This is a genomic window from Paenibacillus sp. D51F, assembly GCF_053345695.1.
In genome coordinates, this window is sequence record NZ_JBKFAO010000009.1 from 124,818 (window position 1) to 141,646 (window position 16,829).

The 16,829-nt window shown below is 58.7% G+C and carries 14 protein-coding genes and 1 pseudogene; 11 read left to right on the forward strand and 4 right to left on the reverse strand.

Annotation, left to right across the window (positions count from 1 at the left end; genetic code table 11):
- Positions 1–346: 346 nt before the first annotated feature.
- The 3 genes and pseudogenes from ACLBWT_RS17200 to ACLBWT_RS17210 all read right to left on the reverse strand — a co-directional run.
- Positions 347–612, reverse strand: a pseudogene (locus ACLBWT_RS17200) (transposase); the annotation flags it as partial.
- Positions 608–868, reverse strand: a complete 261-nt coding sequence (locus ACLBWT_RS17205; RefSeq protein ID WP_447664363.1) for a TIR domain-containing protein — start codon at positions 866–868, stop codon at positions 608–610. The gene ACLBWT_RS17205 and the pseudogene ACLBWT_RS17200, both read right to left, overlap by 5 nt.
- Positions 869–1,463: 595 nt before the next feature.
- Complete coding sequence (locus tag ACLBWT_RS17210) at positions 1,464–2,369, reverse strand: LysR family transcriptional regulator (protein ID WP_447664364.1); 906 nt, start codon at positions 2,367–2,369, stop codon at positions 1,464–1,466.
- A 136-nt stretch (positions 2,370–2,505) separates the two neighbouring features.
- Between ACLBWT_RS17210 and ACLBWT_RS17215 the strand changes: the two genes are divergently transcribed.
- The 8 genes from ACLBWT_RS17215 (at position 2,506) to ACLBWT_RS17250 (ending at position 12,325) form a co-directional block, all read left to right on the forward strand.
- A complete protein-coding gene (locus tag ACLBWT_RS17215) occupies positions 2,506–4,518 on the forward strand; it encodes a YhgE/Pip family protein (protein ID WP_447664365.1) in 2,013 nt (670 codons plus the stop codon).
- 170 nt (positions 4,519–4,688) lie between these two features.
- Positions 4,689–6,296 carry a phospholipase D-like domain-containing protein gene (locus ACLBWT_RS17220; protein ID WP_447664366.1) on the forward strand — a complete coding sequence of 536 codons (1,608 nt, stop codon included), beginning with the start codon at positions 4,689–4,691 and terminating at the stop codon, positions 6,294–6,296.
- Between the two features lie 170 nt (positions 6,297–6,466).
- The gene (locus ACLBWT_RS17225; protein ID WP_447664367.1) at positions 6,467–7,075 is read left to right on the forward strand and encodes a DUF2087 domain-containing protein; all 609 of its coding nucleotides are present in this window, start codon (positions 6,467–6,469) and stop codon (positions 7,073–7,075) included.
- A gap of 154 nt (positions 7,076–7,229) precedes the next feature.
- The gene (locus ACLBWT_RS17230; RefSeq protein ID WP_447664368.1) at positions 7,230–8,855 is read left to right on the forward strand and encodes a spore germination protein; all 1,626 of its coding nucleotides are present in this window, start codon (positions 7,230–7,232) and stop codon (positions 8,853–8,855) included.
- Complete coding sequence (locus tag ACLBWT_RS17235; protein WP_447664369.1) at positions 8,852–9,943, forward strand: GerAB/ArcD/ProY family transporter; 1,092 nt, start codon at positions 8,852–8,854, stop codon at positions 9,941–9,943. Before ACLBWT_RS17230 ends, ACLBWT_RS17235 begins: the two co-directional genes overlap by 4 nt.
- Positions 9,936–11,156: a Ger(x)C family spore germination protein gene (locus ACLBWT_RS17240; protein ID WP_447664370.1), complete on the forward strand. Its 1,221-nt coding sequence runs from the start codon at positions 9,936–9,938 to the stop codon at positions 11,154–11,156. The genes ACLBWT_RS17235 and ACLBWT_RS17240 overlap by 8 nt, the downstream gene beginning before the upstream one ends.
- Positions 11,157–11,181: 25 nt before the next feature.
- Positions 11,182–11,385: a CLC_0170 family protein gene (locus ACLBWT_RS17245; protein ID WP_447664371.1), complete on the forward strand. Its 204-nt coding sequence runs from the start codon at positions 11,182–11,184 to the stop codon at positions 11,383–11,385.
- 346 nt (positions 11,386–11,731) lie between these two features.
- The gene (locus ACLBWT_RS17250; protein ID WP_447664411.1) at positions 11,732–12,325 is read left to right on the forward strand and encodes a spore coat protein; all 594 of its coding nucleotides are present in this window, start codon (positions 11,732–11,734) and stop codon (positions 12,323–12,325) included.
- A gap of 79 nt (positions 12,326–12,404) precedes the next feature.
- Here the strand turns inward: ACLBWT_RS17250 and ACLBWT_RS17255 are convergent, their stop codons facing one another.
- Positions 12,405–13,430 (reverse strand): LacI family DNA-binding transcriptional regulator, encoded by a 1,026-nt coding sequence (locus ACLBWT_RS17255; protein WP_447664372.1) that lies wholly within the window; start codon positions 13,428–13,430, stop codon positions 12,405–12,407.
- A 340-nt stretch (positions 13,431–13,770) separates the two neighbouring features.
- Here ACLBWT_RS17255 and ACLBWT_RS17260 point away from each other — a divergent pair, with 340 nt between their 5' ends.
- Genes ACLBWT_RS17260 through ACLBWT_RS17270 form a run of 3 tightly spaced genes read left to right on the forward strand, consistent with a single transcriptional unit; the run spans position 13,771 to position 16,817 of the window.
- On the forward strand, positions 13,771–15,099 hold the full coding sequence (locus ACLBWT_RS17260; protein ID WP_447664373.1) for an ABC transporter substrate-binding protein: 1,329 nt from the start codon (positions 13,771–13,773) through the stop codon (positions 15,097–15,099).
- Positions 15,100–15,115: 16 nt separating this feature from the next.
- Complete coding sequence (locus ACLBWT_RS17265) at positions 15,116–15,991, forward strand: carbohydrate ABC transporter permease (RefSeq protein WP_447664374.1); 876 nt, start codon at positions 15,116–15,118, stop codon at positions 15,989–15,991.
- Positions 15,978–16,817, forward strand: coding sequence for a carbohydrate ABC transporter permease (locus ACLBWT_RS17270; protein WP_447664375.1), 840 nt, complete (start codon positions 15,978–15,980; stop codon positions 16,815–16,817). Before ACLBWT_RS17265 ends, ACLBWT_RS17270 begins: the two co-directional genes overlap by 14 nt.
- The last annotated feature ends 12 nt before the right edge of the window (positions 16,818–16,829 follow it).

The following is a 16,829-nucleotide window of genomic DNA, read 5'->3' on the forward strand; positions in this document are numbered from 1 at the left end:
ATGCGCTTCGTGTTGCATCAATCCACCGTTACTTCCAGATTTCACGAGCGGTTTCAACAACTATCCCCAGCGACCCTGCTGCGCGTTTGTTGGCAGGGTTTTTTGTATAACAATTTGATTGTGTAATATAAGTATAAATACAACATATACGGACACGCCGTTATACAATCCGAAAGCATCGGTAAATAGACTCACCTGCATTTTGGAGGCCGCTGAAGAACTTGCGGTTTTTCGGAGAGTACAGGAGGTAGACGGAAAAATGCGACACCCGATCCGGATTTTCGGACGGTGTCGCATTTTTCATGGGTTCTTTCGCTGTTTCTTAGTCTGCCATCCTCATGATTCGCTATAAATTCACTGCGAATATTGCCATTGCCCCTTGTATTTGCATGTCTAACAGACCCGAGGAATCGGCTACGTCGTAACGATGCCAATTCTTGAGCTCGCTGTTTTTTGCTTCTATTTTATAGCGTTCTTTCTCTTTTTCTTTAAAGAACTCTGTTTCCTGAAAAGCCATTTGCTCTGTGTGCTCTCCTGATTTTATGCTCACCGAGTACGTTTGCTCTTGGCTCCTTCTTTGCAGCATCCCTCTTTGAAAGGGCATCCCTTACACATTATGCCGAGTAATAAAGTAAGTTTGATTCCGAGTGGTGGCAACATCCTCAACTGCAAAGACAAATATGCCGAAATCATTCGCGTTGAGCTCTCGATCTAGTTCTTCCATTGTATAATCGTTAGCTCCACAAGTGCTGGCATACCAGGAATTAACCTCAATCTGTCGTTCAAGAGCCGCGGCAATCTCTCTAGCATAAGGGATCGCTTCTCTCGAGCTGCCAATAAAAGCTCTAGGTTTTCTATTCATCGTCATTTGTATAATCTCTTAAAGTGTATGAATTACCATGACCGCGAACATCTTAAGTATACAGACTCCTACCCATATAGGAAAAAATTCTCCATCTAACCGATAACGGCTGAAGAACCTGGCGGAAGCATGTCAAAATTCATCTGAAGCTCAGAATATCGCCTTTCCAACGAAGCGAGCGTTCGCACGTTGAAACCTTTCCAACCGAAAAAGACCGATCAGCCTATGGCGATGACTTCGTGGTCTTCAGCGACCATCTCCTCCAGCACATCAAGTGAATTCTGAACGTGAAAAATCGGGATCGGTTTTCGGCCGACGACACGAGCAAGGTAATCGGTATTTTTCCGCTTTGAACCGGGTCCCCGATCACCCACTCGTTAGGTATTGATGGATCACGTCCGAATGTGCTTTAACGAAATCTGCGTACACGCACTTATAATTGAACCCGAGCTCCCGAAGATTGAACAAAAGAAGAACTGCTCCCGTGCTTCGGAAACGGCACGGGGGCAGTTCTCTTTTTAGCGGCCCATTCACGCTTGCCGGGCGGGGTTGGGGATAAGCCGAAATGGGCGTCCATTCCGCTCGAAGCTTGCTGCCCCGTCTAAGGGAGAGATTTTGCCGCATCCGAGCCGACGGCTTTGAAGTATTGCCGGACATGCCCCCGGAACTGCTGCGCCGCCTCGGACAGATAACGGCGGCTGCCGAAAGCCATTCCGATCGTCCGCCTGCAGGAGGGACCGGCCAGCTTCAGCAAGCGAAGCTCCGGGGAGAGAGGCCGGTTGACCGACAGCTCAGGCACGAAGGCGATGCCGAGCCCCCGCCGCACGAGGTTGCCGATCACCTGGGGCTCGTCGCCCTCGAAGGCGGTGAACGGGCTGAAGCCCGCCTCGCCGCACAGCCGGTCGGTCAGCACGCGGAAGTCATGTCCGGCATTCATGCTGATGAAGCGCTCTTCCCGCAGGTCTTCAAGCTGGACCGAGGCCTGTCCGGACAAGCGGTGAGATGCGGGCGCCAGCAGGAAAATCTCTTCCTCATAAAGAGGCTCCCAGACGACTTCTTTCCCTTCTACGACGGCGGAGGAAAGGACGAGGTCGGCTTCGCCGCTCTCCAGCTGGCGCTTCATCGAGGCGGAGGAGCCGATGCGCTGCCGCAGCCGCACCAGCGGGAATTGCGTCAAGAAAGGGCCGAGAAGCCCCGGAAGCAGATGGGGGAGAGAGACGGCGATCGTCACGGAGCCCTCCTGCAGGCCGGCCAGCTGCCGGATTTCACGGCGTCCCTCCTGAAGCTCCACGAACGCCTTGTCTACACGTTCCAGAAAGGCGCGTCCAAACGAATTGAGCCGCAACTGGCGGCCCTGGCGGTCGAACAGCGGCACGCCTAGATCGTCCTCCAGCCGGGAGATCGTCTTGCTGAGCGAAGGCTGGGCGATCTTGAGCTCCTCCGCGGCCCGGGTCATATGCTCCAGACGGGCGACCGTCTGGAAATATTGCAGCTGGAGCAGTTCCATTCCGCATTCTCCATTCATAGCTTTGAGTGTATGATATTATTCATTTTCATGTATTATACATAATCGATTCTACCGAGTAAAATGGGAAGCCGATACGGTCCGCTCGGAGCGTGATTATGGAGGAGGAATGAATGGCGTGGAAGGATTTCGGCATATATTCGGGGATTGGAAACGGCTGCTGCATCATGCGCATGGACGGATCGCGCTGGGCTTCCTGATTCTGGTTCCCTTGATTTATTTGGGACTGTTCCTGTCCGGCTACTGGAATCCGTACGGCAAGCTCGACAAGCTGCCAATCGCGGTCGTCAATGAAGACGAGGGAGCCATGCTCGGCGGCAAGCCGATTCATGCCGGAGCTGACTTCGTAAGCGAGCTGCAGCGGAAGCGGACGATGGATTTCCGCTTCGTCACGGCCCGGGAGGCGCATGACGGCCTCAAGGATGGAACGTATTACATGACGGTAACCGTTCCGGAGGACTTCTCCTCCTCCGCGGCCAGCCTGATGGACGCCGATCCGAAGCCGGCACGGCTTCTGTACGAAACCGACGCGGGACGCAACTTCGTCGCCTCGCAGGTCGGCTCAAGCGCCGTCAAGGAAATGAAGGCTGGCATTCAAGCCAGCCTGACCAAGGCTTATGCAGACGGCGTGCTCAGCTCCATGAAGAGCATGGCGGATGGACTCGGGAGCGCGGGCAGCGGCGCGCTCACGCTGCATCAAGGCACGGAAGCAGCCTATGCGGGGCTGAAAAGCGTTGCGGACGGGGCCGTAGAGCTGGCTGCAGGAACGGCCAAGCTCAGCGGCGGCGGAGCCAGGCTGTCGGCGGCATCGCAGCAGCTGAAGCAAGGCGCCGCAAGCGCGGCTGCAGGCAGCTCCAGCCTTGCGGATGGCATGGCGAAGCTCGCAGCGGCGCAGAAGCGGCTTCAGACCGGTTCGGACACAGCCATCTCCGGCATGGACGGACTTGCAGCTTCAAGCTCCCAAGCCGCGGCCGATCAAGCCAAGCTGGCGGCCGACCTGGCGAAGCTGCAGGATGAGCTTGCCGCCTATGCGAAGGATAAGGAAGGAGCGGGCGACGACTCCGCTCTGGGCCGGCTGCGGGAGCAGCTGGCTCAAGCCGGGGCGGCCTCGCAAGCGTTGGCGGCAAGCCAGCGTAAGCTGGCTGCCGGAGCCGATAAGCTCGCAGCCGGGGAGCAGAGGCTCCAGAGCTCGCTGAAGCAGTTCGGCGGCGGGCTTGCCGATGCCGCCGCCGGAGCTTCCGGCTTGAAGGCCGGCACCGCCAAGCTGAGCGCCGGCATGGACGGCTGGGCCGCAGCCTTTCAGTCGCTGCGCAGCGGCATGGAAGGCCTCGCAGGCGGCGCGTCGGGGTTGGACAGCGGCACCGCCAAGCTGCTCGGCGGCATGAGCAAGCTGGACGCCGGCACGGGCGAGCTGTCGGCCAAGCTTGCGGATGCGGCGCAGCGCACGGGCAGCCTGCGCACGGGCAGCGGCGTCTCCGCCATGCTCGCGGAGCCGGTGCAGCTGGTGGAATCGGAGCTGCACGAGGTTCCGAGCTACGGCGTCGGCATCGCGCCTTATTTCCTGTCGCTCGCGCTGTTCGTCGGCGGCATCATGGGCGCCAACATCCTGCCGCTCGGGCGGAGGCAGGACCAGGCCCTCGGCGGCACGGCCCAGTGGATCAACAAGCTGGGCCTGTTCTACACAGTCGGCATCGCGCAGACTGCGATCGTCGTCGCCATCGCTCTCTTCGGCTTCCGAATCGAGCCGGCCAGCACGCCGGCATTCATCGGCTTCAGCCTGCTGGCGTCGCTGACGTTCCTGACGATCATCTACATGCTGGTCACGGTCTTCGGCTTCATCGGCAAGTTCCTGTCCGTCACGCTCCTTGTCGTGCAGCTGGCTACTTGCGGCGGCACGTTCCCGCGCGAGCTCAGCGCGCCGGTTCTGCAGGCTGTCGGCCGATACCTGCCCATGACCTTCTCGCTGCACGGCTTCCAGAGCGCGATCTCGATCGGAGACGGCTCCTGGACGGCGGCGAATGCGCTGGCGCTGACGGCATGGCTTGCAGCCGCCGCTCTCGTCAGTCTCGCCTTCAACATCGCGCATGCCCGGCGGGATCCGCGGCTGGCAGGGGAGGCAGGGGCGGCTTAGAGAGCCGGCGGCCGCCCGCAGACCCCGATGCGATTCGACACCGTGCTGATACCGAACCATGAATGTCCAAGCTGCCAGCTGGATTCCCCGAAGCTGGGACAGAACGCCGGTTTTCGTTTAATGTTCCTTATCAGCATCCAGGCTCGGACAAGATCGGAGGCGAATAGACAGTGGAACAGAGACGAATCGCAGCGAAGGAATGGGACGGCAGGCTGCGCCGGGGAATGGTCGATTTTTTCAACTATTTGCTTTCGGGCGGATTCAGAAACGGCGTGATGGAGGAGGGGAAGGAAGCTGCTTCCCTGGCTCAGGAGCTGTTGGATGCGGAAGCAGCGGCAAGGTACAGGCAGGAGCGGCTGGGCGGCTTTCTGACCGAATGCAGCCAGCTGATCCTGCTGCCCGGGGCCACGGAGGATGGATTGGAGAGAATCGCTTTTCGGGTGAACGGGATGCGGCTTGAGAATCTCAGCCTGCTTGCTCCCCATACGACACAGGGCAACCGCGCCGAGGCGTTCGTGAACGGGCCGGACAGCCTGGCGGTCATTCTTGAAGAAATCGGACGCGCCGAGCGCTACATCCATTTCTCCGTCATGCTCTTCTTCAACGACAAGTCCGGCAACCGGGTGGCTGCCGCTCTGGAAGCGGCTTTGCAGCGCGGCGTCCAGGTGCGCCTCATGGTCGATGCCACGCTGAGCGCCTTAGGCTACGACCATGATCTGGAGTACGGCCGTTTCGCGCTTCTCAAGGAAAGGCTGGAGGCGGCGGGCGCGGAAGTCGTCAACACGTTCGAGAGCTGCTGTCCCAAGGAGGCATGGCCGGCGAAGCGCAAGGAGCTGGCGGAGAAGGGCGTGCCGGACAGCAGCCTGTATGTCCACGATTTCGCTCAAGCCCAAGCAGAGACGGGGCTCAACATCATCAACCACCGGAAATTCATCGTGCTGGACGGGCATACGCTTATACTCGGCAGCCTCAACGTAGGCGATCAGTACCTGGGCGACACGCCGATCATCGCGGAGGGGAATGTCATTGCCGGCGGCCGTCGGATGGGAATTCCGGGCAGCCCGAAGGAATGGCATGACGGCTGCTTCCGGATCCGGGGAGGGGCGGCGTATTCCGCGAACCGGATTTTCGCCGCTCAATGGGGCGTAGTGGCCGGGGAATCGTTCGATCCCGGGGATGAATTCTATTGCCCCTCCTCGGCGAACAGACGATATGGAGACGAGGAATGCACGCTGGTCGCCAGCTTCGCCGGCAATCCGGTGAACTTGATCCAATCGTATCATCTCGCCCTGCTGGAGCATGCCGCCGATGAGACCGTCATCGTGAATCCTTATCTCATCGATGACGAGTTCTGGAAGACTCTGCAGAGCCTGGAAGCGGACAGGGCTGCCCATATATCCATTTGCAATCCTCTCCAAATCAACGATCACCCGACCAATCTCGCCGCCGTCCGAGGCCATATGCGCTCGCCTTTCGAGAAGGGCGTTTCCTTCTACGATTACAGCGGGACGGAACGGTTTTCCCATTGGAAAGTGGCTTACGACCGCAGGGCGGATGCCGTGTTCCACGGCTCCTACAACTTGAACGAGCGCAGCGCCTGCCATGACTTCGAGCTCGGCATCCTGGTGAGAGGCGAAGCCTTCGCGGATACGGTCAGGGAAATGATCGGCTACGATCTCGGCGTATCCCGCAAGATCGAGGATGCCGGGGAGTTTTTCAAGCATCCGGCGCTCCATCCCAGCACCTATCTCAACAAGCTCATGAGCAAGTTTGCTTGAGGATGCATTCATCGGTATTGAAGCCTCCGCTTCGGGCGACATCCTGAGGGAGGCTTTTTACCGTCCCTGTCTTCCTGCGAAGCCGCCCCGTCGGCTCTTGACGAAGGAGATGAATTCGATTAATATCTAATTAGATAGTTATTAAATCCTCGAAAAGGAGGCTGGCCTTCATGCAGCTGGAGAAGGTTGTCGCTTACCACAAGGCTCTGGCCGATCCGACGCGGATCCGGATGCTGATCCTGCTGGCCGAGGGCGAGCTGAACGGACAGGCGCTCGCAGAGAAGCTTTCGCTGACGCCGGCGACGATCACCCATCATGCGGCCAAGCTGCGTGAGGCAAGCTTGATCAACGAGCGGCGCGACAAGAACACGATTTATTTTACGCTCAACGATTATTTCATCCGCAGCGGAGCGCAAGGGGCCGCCAGCTTGATCTACCGCCGGACGGCGGACAGCAGGGAGGAGAACCCGACGATGGACGAACGGATGGAGAAGTTCCGCAGCGGGGTGCTGAACAATTTCTTCGACAAGGACGGCAGGCTGAAGAGCATCCCGGCCCAGCTGAAGAAGAAGCTGATCGTGCTGGAGCATCTCGCAGGCCGGCTGGAGGCGGGGCGCAGCTACGAGGAGAAGGAGATCAATGCTTTCATCAAGGAGGTTCACGACGACTTCGCCACGATCCGGCGAGAGTTCATCATGCATCAATTTTTGTTCCGGGATAAGGAAATCTACGAGCGGAATCCGGTCGAGATGTGGCCTCGGTGGGACGCCTTGTCCTGAGCCTTGTCGAATTCCATCCCTCTTTCAAGGCTTCGGACACAACGTCCGGAGCCTTTTTCCGCCTCTTTCGTCCCTTGCTGGGAAGAGGCACATAACCTGGAACAGGCTGGTTATAATACCGGTACTTGCACATTCAGGGAGGGGGAGAAGGACGATGGGGAGCTGGCGGGGCAAATCAAATCTGTTCAAGCGTACCGGTGCCGTTCCCGTCAAAGACTTGACGCTGCGAAAGTATGAGGGCATGCAAGCGTCCGCCAAACTGGATGAAATGCTCCGCATGCTGAAAGAGGTTTTCGGGGAAACGGACGACATTGCGATCAGGCAGTTCCGCATCTTCGGAAGCTTCAATGCCGCAGCCGTCTTCCTCGAGCCGATGGTCGACCAGGACCGGATCAACCGGGACATCCTGCAGCCTTTGATGACGGCCATGAAGGACGAGCAAGCGCAAGGGCTGCATGCGAGCCGGATCGCCGATTATGCGCTCCATGACTATCTGCATGCCGCGGATGCGAGCGCGGAGATCATGATCATCCCGATGCTTCTCGCTGTGACCTCTGGCGAAACGGTGATCTGCATCGACGGGAGCAACAAGGCGCTGATCGTCAACACCCGCGACGTCAAGAAACGGGCGATCGAGCAGCCCCAGACCGAGCAGGTCATACGCGGCCCGCGCGAAGGCTTCATCGAGTCGCTCGATACGAACATCGCGCTCGTGCGATCCCGTCTCTCGACGACCGACCTCAAGGTGAAGATGGCCCCGATCGGCAGGCGTGGGTATACGAATGTCGCCGTCTGTTATTTGTCGAGCATCGCGGATCCAGCTATCGTCGAGCGGGTGCTGGGCAGGCTGGCCAAAATCGATACGGACGCCATCCTGGACGCCGGTTATATCGAGCAGTTCATCGAGGATCAGCCGTTCTCCCCGTTTCCGCAGATCCAGAACACGGAAAGGCCGGACAAGACCGCAGCGGCGCTGCTGGAGGGGCGGATCGCCATCCTGAGCAACGGCTCTCCGTTCGCGCTCATCGTTCCTTGCTTCTTCAGCCAGTTCTATCAGACGCTGGACGATTATACGGAGCGGTTCCTCATCGGCAGCCTGATCCGGTTGATCCGGCTGGTTGCGCTTGTCACCTCCCTTATTTTCCCTGCTCTTTATGTATCGTTGATCTCCTTCAACCCGGAGCTGATTCCGACCGACTTCGCCGTGGCGGTGGCGGGAGGCAGAGCCGGCGTCCCTTTCCCGACGGTGATTGAGGTGCTCATGATCGAAATTTCGATGGAGATTCTCCGCGAAGCGACCATCCGCCTTCCCCAGCTGATCGGCGGCGCGCTCAGCATCGTCGGCGTGCTCATCATCGGGCAGGCGGCCGTCGCGGCCGGCTTCTCCAGCCCGATCACTGTCGTCATCGTCGCTTTTACGACGATCGGCTCGTTTGCTACTCCCGCCTACAACGCCGCCATCGCCTTGCGGATGCTGAGGTTCCCGCTCCTTATCCTGGCCGGCTCGTTCGGCTTGTTCGGCGTGCTGATCGGACTGCTCCTCATCGCGAACCATCTGCTTGCCTTGGAATCGTTCGGCGTGCCTTATATGGCTCCGTTCGTGCCGGGCAATTGGCAGAGCTTCAAGGATCTGCTTATTCGCGGTCCCATCTGGTGGATGAGAAAGCGCCCTTCGCATCTGCACACGCTGGATGCCAACCGGTTGCCGCCCGATGCTGCGGATGCGCCGATGCTGAGAACGCTTCAGTATGGCAGCGAGGAGGGTACCCAAGGCCCATGAGTGATACGCTTTCGATATCTTCCATTCGAATGGCCGCGGTCGTGACGAGCGCCAATGTGGGCATCGGCGTCCTGACCCTTCCGCGATTCGCCGCCGTAGGGGCGGAAAGCGGAGCTCCGCTGCTGACCGTAGCAGGAAATGTCTGCGGCGCCATATCTCTGCTGCTGCTTGCTTATCTCTGCAGCCGCCATCCGGGAGAGAACCTGATCTATTTCAGCGAAAAGCTGGTCGGCGCTCCGGTCGCGCGAGTCATGAACGGGCTGCTGATCCTGTATTTCCTGCTCGTGTCCGGCATATCGCTGCGGCAGTTCGGGGAAGTCGTCGTGCTTGTCCTGCTCCAGAAGTCGCCCATGCAGATCATCGAATGCATGCTTTTGCTGGTCGTGGCCTTGTCGGCCCGGCGGGACCTGATCAAGTTTTCGTTCGTCCACTCTTTCTACCTGCCGTTCATCCTGCTGCCGGGCCTGTTCATCGTGCTGATCGCGACCCGCAGCATCGATCCGGACAATCTGCTGCCGCTGATCGGAAACCATCACGGAGACTGGCCGAACGAATCGGTGAAGATCGCTTCCTTATCGCAAATGTCCTTCGTGTTCTGCCTGCTGGTGCCGCTCATGAAATTTCCCAAGCGGGCGGCCTCATCCGTCGCGATAGGCGCGGCGGTCGGCGGCGCGCTTTATCTGCTGGTCGTCCTGACGACGGTGGGCATGTTCGGATCCGAGGAGACGAAGATTCTGACCTATCCGACGCTGGAGACGGCGCGCAGCGCGTCTATGGGCGCCGGCCAGCGGCTGGATGCGCTGTTCCTGATCATCTGGGTCATCTCGATCTATACGACGATCTATGCGACCTACTACTTCTCCGTCCATGCCAGCCGCGATCTGTTCCGCCTCGGAGACCATCGCATGTTCGCTTCCTTCTATATGCCGGCCGTGTATGCCGTGTCGATGATTCCGTCCAACATCCATGTTCTCTACTCCTTGTGGGATTGGTCCGGGCGGTACGGATTTTTGCTGACGGCAGCGTATCCCTTGCTGCTGCTGGTCATGTCGTTCATCCGGTCGGGAAGGGGGCAGGCCCATGCCTAGATGGAGGCGGATGCTGGCCTTGGCGCTGGCGGCGGCGATCGCATTGCCCTTGTTGAGCGGCTGCTGGGACCGGCAGGAGCTGGAGAACCGCGCTCTTATTCTCGGCATGGCGATCGATGAGGTGAATGAAGAAGCAGACCGCGACAACGAGCATGCGACTCATCTGAATGTGCCGGAATCGTTGCGGAACCACCGGATTCTGGTGACGGCCCAGATCGCCATTCCCGGCAGGGTGCCGCTCGGTCCGGGAGAGAGCGGGGGCGGCAAGCAGGGAGGGCTGCCGGTATGGGTCGTGAAGGTGACGGGTTATTCCATCGACGATGCGCTCAGCAACCTGCAGCAGGAAATCGCCGATCCGCGCAGCCTGATCCATCTGCGGATCATCGTCGTCAGCGAGAAGATCGCCCGCAGAGGGATGGAGGACATCAACGACTACTTCCGCCGCAACTCGGAGGTGAGGCGCTCCACCTGGATCGTGGTTTCGGATATCGAGGCGAACAAGCTGATGAACGTAGCGCCGCCGCTTGAGCGCGTCCCTACCCTCTATCTGCTGTCCATGATTGAAAAGGCGGTGGAGATGGGCAAGTTCCCTCCCCAGTTCGCCGGCAATTTCTGGAGCGCCGAATCCCGCCTCGGACAGGACGAGTTCCTTCCTTACGTGTCCATCCGCCAGAAGGAGAAGATTCTGCTCAAAGGAATGGCGCTGTTCCACGGGGGGAAAATGATCGGCCATTCGGAGCCGATCGAGATCGGCAGTTATATGGCCATCAAGGGGCTCAATCCGGGAGGGTATTCCGTCCTGGGGGACGTGCCGGGCATAGGAGCGATCATGCTCAAAAGCAACCGCCGCATAGCCGAGACGAAGGTTTCCATCCGGGACGGCAAGCCTCACGCGCATATCGTCGTCCATCTGGACACCAGCGTCGAGGAGAAGATCGACGGCGAATCCGAGCGCTATACGGCGGAGGATTTCGACCTGATCCGCAAAGATATGGAGAAGGAGGTCTACTACTTACTGCTGGAATTCATTCGCAAAACCCAGCGCTACCGGAGCGATCCGTTCGGCTTCGGGGAAATGCTGCGCGCCCGGGAGCCTGCGTACTGGAACAGCCGCATCAAATCCAAGCAGGATTGGGAGCGGGAGTACGCAGGCATGGAATTCGAGCTGGAATGCAAGGTCGCGATCCGCAGGGAAGGGCTGAAGCTCAATTGATCTCGTGCAAGGAGGCTTGGACCGAATGCTCGATTATACATACAGCCTCGTCGTGTTCGTCATCCTGAGCCTGCTGTGCGGCCTGTTCATGCTGACGGCGGATTTTCGGATGTACGAATGGCTCGGCAAAAAGAAGGAAGGCAGCTGGACAAAAGGGCTGGCCTGGATTCAAATCGGCTTTTCCGCGGTCGGAGCAGCCGTCCTGGCGGTCTTCCACCTGCTGTTGTGAGCACTGGGACGCGGCCCGAATTCGGGGGAGAGAATCGGCATGCCGCTCGGCTTCCCGGATAAATCGAATGCATCGCAGGTGAGCGGAGGGAATCTCGAATAGGGATTGTACTTTTGGCTCATCTTAACCAAGCCTGAATTCACATGTAGGAGGACTAGCCTTGAACAATCAGCCTTACCAGCCTCAGTTCCAGTCCATGAGCCAGCCTGGACAGCCGTTGCAGCAGCATTCGTTCGCGCAGCCGTACCAGCCGCAGCAGCCAGGATTTCAGCAGCAGCATCAGCAGGCCCAGCCATATCAGCCGCAGCAGGCACAGGGCGCTGCGCCTTCCGCCCCTCAGCAGCAGATGAACCTGAACCATGGCGGACATGAGTTTTTCGACATGCATGAGATTCTGTCCGGCATGATCAACGTCCTCGACCAGTTCATGATTTTCCGCGGCTTCGTCAAGGATCAGGAGCTGCTCGGCATTTTGGACCGCCAGTACAACTTCATCCTCTCCCAATACAACCTGACGGCCGAATGCTTCGCGACGGGTCAGAAGCCGCATCAGGAAACCGGCACGTACATGATGCAGCAGCCGACCAACGTGACCTTCGGCATCAAGCCTTCCCAGCCGAAAAAGCCGAACCAGTCGCTCGCGGACGTCAAGGATGCCGGCATCAGCGGCCATATGCTCGGCTTGATCAAATCAACCGCGTCCTTGCTGGCGATGGCTTCGCCGGAGATTACGAATCCGGTCGTGCGCCGCGTCGTCGCTTCCCAGATCCAGAACTATGTGGAGATGGCATTCGAGATTTTCCTCTTCCAGAACAAGCATGCCTATTACCAGGTGCCGCAGCTGAAGCAGAACGACATGCAGTCGATGCTCGGCTCCTACGTTCCGGCTCCCGGCCAGCCCCAGATGCCGGCTCCGAATTCCTTCAGCCGCTACCAGTAGCTGATTCCCGGAAAATGAAGACGGCTCATGCGATGTCGCATGAGCCGTCTTGTCGTTGGTTCGGAGGCGGGGCGTCCGCTCAGCGGCGGGGAGGATTTCCGGTAGATTCCCGGATCAGAAGCTTCGTATGCAGCAGCGTCTCGGCGTAAGGCATGCCCGGATCTTCCAGTCTGGCCAGAAGCCGCTCGACCGCACACCGGGCATAGAGCGGAAGATCGACATCGACCGTCGTGATGGGCGGTGTCGCCAGCCGGGAGAGATAGCCGTTGTCGAAGCTGACGACGGAGGCGTCCTCGGGCACGCGCCGCCCGAGCTGCTGCAGCGCGGAGCTTACCATGAAGCCGTACCCGTCGTTGACGCAGAACCAGGCGGTAGGCCCGCCGCTCAGCCCTTCCAGCCGTGTGCGGATTTCGTTGCTGTCCTCGGCCGCATCGCTCAGCAGCCAGGCCTCCTTCAGCTGCAAGCCGAGTTCGAAGGCTGCGAGCCTCATCCCCTCCAGCCGTTCGTAATAGCTCGGAGCAAAAGAGATGTTGCCGACATAACCGATGTCACGATGTCCGAGTCCGTATAGATGCCGGATGGCTTCGTAGGCGCTGAACCGGTTGTTGGTCAGGATGCAGTCCGCCTGCAGATCGGGATGGTGGTGGTCGATCAGGACGGCGGGAATGTCCGTATCCAGCACGGCCTGGATATAGGGGGTCGTAATATGGGACAGGATGAGCACGCCGTCCACGGCCCGCTGCTGGATGAACGGCGGGAGAGTCAAGGACTCCGCATCGTTCGGGCTGATGGATTGGATGACCAGCTCGCAGCCGATTTTCTTGAGCTCCCGGTCGATGCTCAGGTAGATGTCGCTGAAGAAGCTCTTCATGGAAAAGGCGTAGTCGGAAGCGATGAGCGCGATCGTCCGCGGCTTCGCCGCCGGGCCGGCTTCCTCTGTATTGCCCCTTCTGGTATAGGTGTAGCCCATCTCATCGGCCGTCTTCATGATGAGTCGGCGGGTCTCGTCGCTTACGCCGGGCTTGCCCGTCAAAGCTTGGGAGACCGAGTTCTTGGACAGATTAAGCCTGTCGGCGATGTCCTGCATCGTAATTTTCGATTTCAAAAGAGTCAGCCTCCGTCATGCTCGCTCTTCGGACCGGAAGCCCGACGCGCAGCCATTCGTCTATCATTGTTTCCGCAGCGGGGCGGGAATGTCAAGCTTCGACGGGAGGAAAATACATATCGGAATGGATCACAATCCCGCTCTTCAATTGTAACGTTACTAAAAGAAATAGTAAAGATAATCGTCCATAAATAAAATGAATTTATCGGGTTGTAACTTGACACGACCTTGATTAAGCTCCATAATGGGTCTCATAAGCGCTTTCATTTCACTTTTGATCATTGACAGCTGGATGACAGAGAATGATTTTTAACATGACAAATCAGGGAGGACATGCAGAATGAAAAAGAGAGTCCCAATGGTTTTATCCGTTGCTTTGATCGCGGGCATGCTGTCCGCTTGCTCCACCGGCCAGGGAAGCCGGAACGAATCCGGCTCGGCATCCGGGGAAGGCGTGACGACGATCGAGTTCTGGGCGGCGCCGAATCCGACGCAGCAGGCTTACTGGCAGGAGATGGCCAAGGCGTATGAAGCCCAGAACGGCAAGGTCAAGATCAACGTCAGCGCGATCAAGGAATCGCCGACCTCCGAAGCCAGCATCCAGGCCGCGCTTGCGGCCAAGAGCGCGCCGACGATGTCGGAGAACATCAACCGCGGCTTCGCGGCCCAGCTGTCGAGCAGCAAGGCGCTTGTCCCGCTGGATACGCTGGAAGGATACGACGGCCTGCTCAAGGGACGCAGCATGAGCAAGACGATCGAGCCGTGGAAGTTCGCGGACGGCCATCAATACGTGCTTCCGATCTACTCCAATCCGATGCTGTTCGGCTGGCGCCTCGATACTCTGAAGGAGCTCGGCTACAACGAGCCGCCGAAGACGTACGGCGAAGTGCTGGAGCTGACCAAGAAGCTCAAGGACAAATACGGCGACAAGAAATACCTTTGGGCGAAGCCGGATCTGGCCGACCCTACCGCCTGGAAGCGCTGGTTCGACTTCTACATGCTGTATGACGCCGCGTCGAACGGCAACATGTTCATCGAAGGCGACACGTTCACGGGAGACGAGAAAGCCGGCATCGAAGTGCTGACGTTCGTCGACAGCCTGCGCAAGGAGAAAGGGCTGCTGGCGCGTCAGGTGACGGATCCGTTCGAGAACGGCACGGGCGTGTTCACCGATGTCGGTCCGTGGACCTTTACGACCTGGGCGGAAAAATACCCGAACCTGAAGTACAACGAAACCTATGCGCTGACGATGCCTCCGGTGCCTGACGGCGTCGATCCGGCCCAAAGCAAGACGTTCGCGGATACGAAGGGACTTGTCATCTACGCTTCCGCGACGAAGGCCCAGCAGCAGGCGGCGCTTGATTTCGTGAAGTGGGTGTACAGCGACGCCAAGAACGATGCGGTCTGGTTCAAGCAGACGAATCTGCCGCCGGCCCGCGACGACCTGTCGACCAACGAATCGTTCAAGGCGATCCTGGACGAGAGTCCGCAACTGAAGCCTTATGCGGAGAACGTGCCGAATGCCGTGCCGCCGATGGACAACGCCAAGTACAACGACCTGCAGACGATCATCGGCACGGAGGCTTTCAACAAAGTGGTCAAAGGCGAAATCGCTCCTGCCGAGGGCTGGGCGGCGATGAAGGCTGCGCTGGAGAAAGCCCTGAAATAAGGGAGGTTCCGCTGTCATGGACCAACGCAACAACAAGCTGGGCTGGATGTTCGCCAGCCCTTACCTCATCTACTCGCTGATCTTTTTCTTCGTGCCGCTCTTATGGTCTTTATTCCTGTCGTTTACGAACTGGGACCTTATCGCCCCGACGTTCAATTTCGTCGGGATCAGCAATTTCCTGGACGCGCTGCAATCGCCGGCCGTCCATGCGGCATTCTGGAATACGTACAAATTCATGATGGTCTTCGTCCCGCTCGTCACCGTGATGGCGATCGGCGTCGCCGTCGTCGTCCATGGACTGCCCCGGTTCAAGGGGCTGTTCCTGATCGGATTTTTCCTGCCGTACCTCAGCTCGGGCGTCGTGTCCGCGCTGATCGTGAAGGGGCTGCTGTCCTACACGAGTCCCGTCAATGAATTCCTCCGAGGAATCGGCATGGATATCAACTGGCTCGGCTCGCCCTTCTCGGCGCTCTTCGTTGTCGGCCTGATCCTCGCCTGGAAGTTCACCGGCTATTATGCGCTCATCATCACATCCGGCCTGGAGAGCATCGACAAGGAAGTGTATGAGGCCGCCGCCATCGACGGAGTCAAGGACAGCCAGCGGTTCTGGCGGATCACGCTGCCGCTGCTGTACCCGTCGCTCTATACGACGCTGATTCTGGCGTTCGGCGTGACGTTCGGCATCTTCACCGAGGTGTATCAGCTGACCGGCGGCGGTCCCGGCAATGCGACGAACACCTGGCAGATGGAGATCTTCAAGCAGGCGTTCTCGAACATGCAGGTCGGCTACGCCTCCGCGGTCGCGCTGCTGGCATCGCTGGCGACGTTCGCCTCGATCTTCGTGATCCGCAAAATACTGGAGATATGGGGGAAGCGGAATGGTTGGGTCTAAAAAACGCAGCGGCGCCAGGCGGGCCATCCGTTACTCGCTCGCCCTCGTGCTCCTGCTCATCATGGTTTATCCCTATCTGTACATGGTGCTCAGCTCGTTCGCGGACTGGACGCAGATCGACAAGAAGCTGTTCCCGACGAGCTTCACGCTCAAATCCTACGAGTGGCTGTTCAGCGGCGGCGAGACGGGCATCACCCGTCCTTGGCTGAACGCGTTCATGAACAGCATCATCGTCTCGGTCGCCTCAACGGCGCTGATGATGCTGTTCGGCATCATGGTCGCCTACGCGCTGTCCAAGCTGAATTTCTTCGGCCGCAATGCAATGAACAACTTCGTCCTGTTCCATATGTTCTTTCCCGCGATCATCCTGCTGGTGCCGACGTTTCTGATCATCCAGCGGGTCGGACTCTACGACACGTATCTGGGCCTGATCATTCCGAAGGCGGTCAGCCTGTGGGCCATCTTCATGTACACGAACTTTTTCAAGGCCGTGCCGACAGTGTTCATCGAGGCGGCCAAGCTGGACGGGGCATCCGATCTGAAAATCATGTTCCGAATCATGCTGCCGATGTCGAAGTCGATCACGACCGTCATCTTCCTGTTCCTGCTCATGGAGCGCTGGACCGAGCTGCTGTGGGACATGATCGCGGTCAAGAGCGATTCGATGCTGACGCTGAACGTGCTGCTCTCGCAGATGTTCGGACCGTACGGCTCCTATCCCGGACCGCTGTACGCCGCTTCGACCATCCTGACGCTGCCGATCATCGTCATGTTCCTGATCTTCAGCAAGAAATTCCAGGAAGGCATGCAGTTCAGCCTCAAGTAAACATCCCATGCA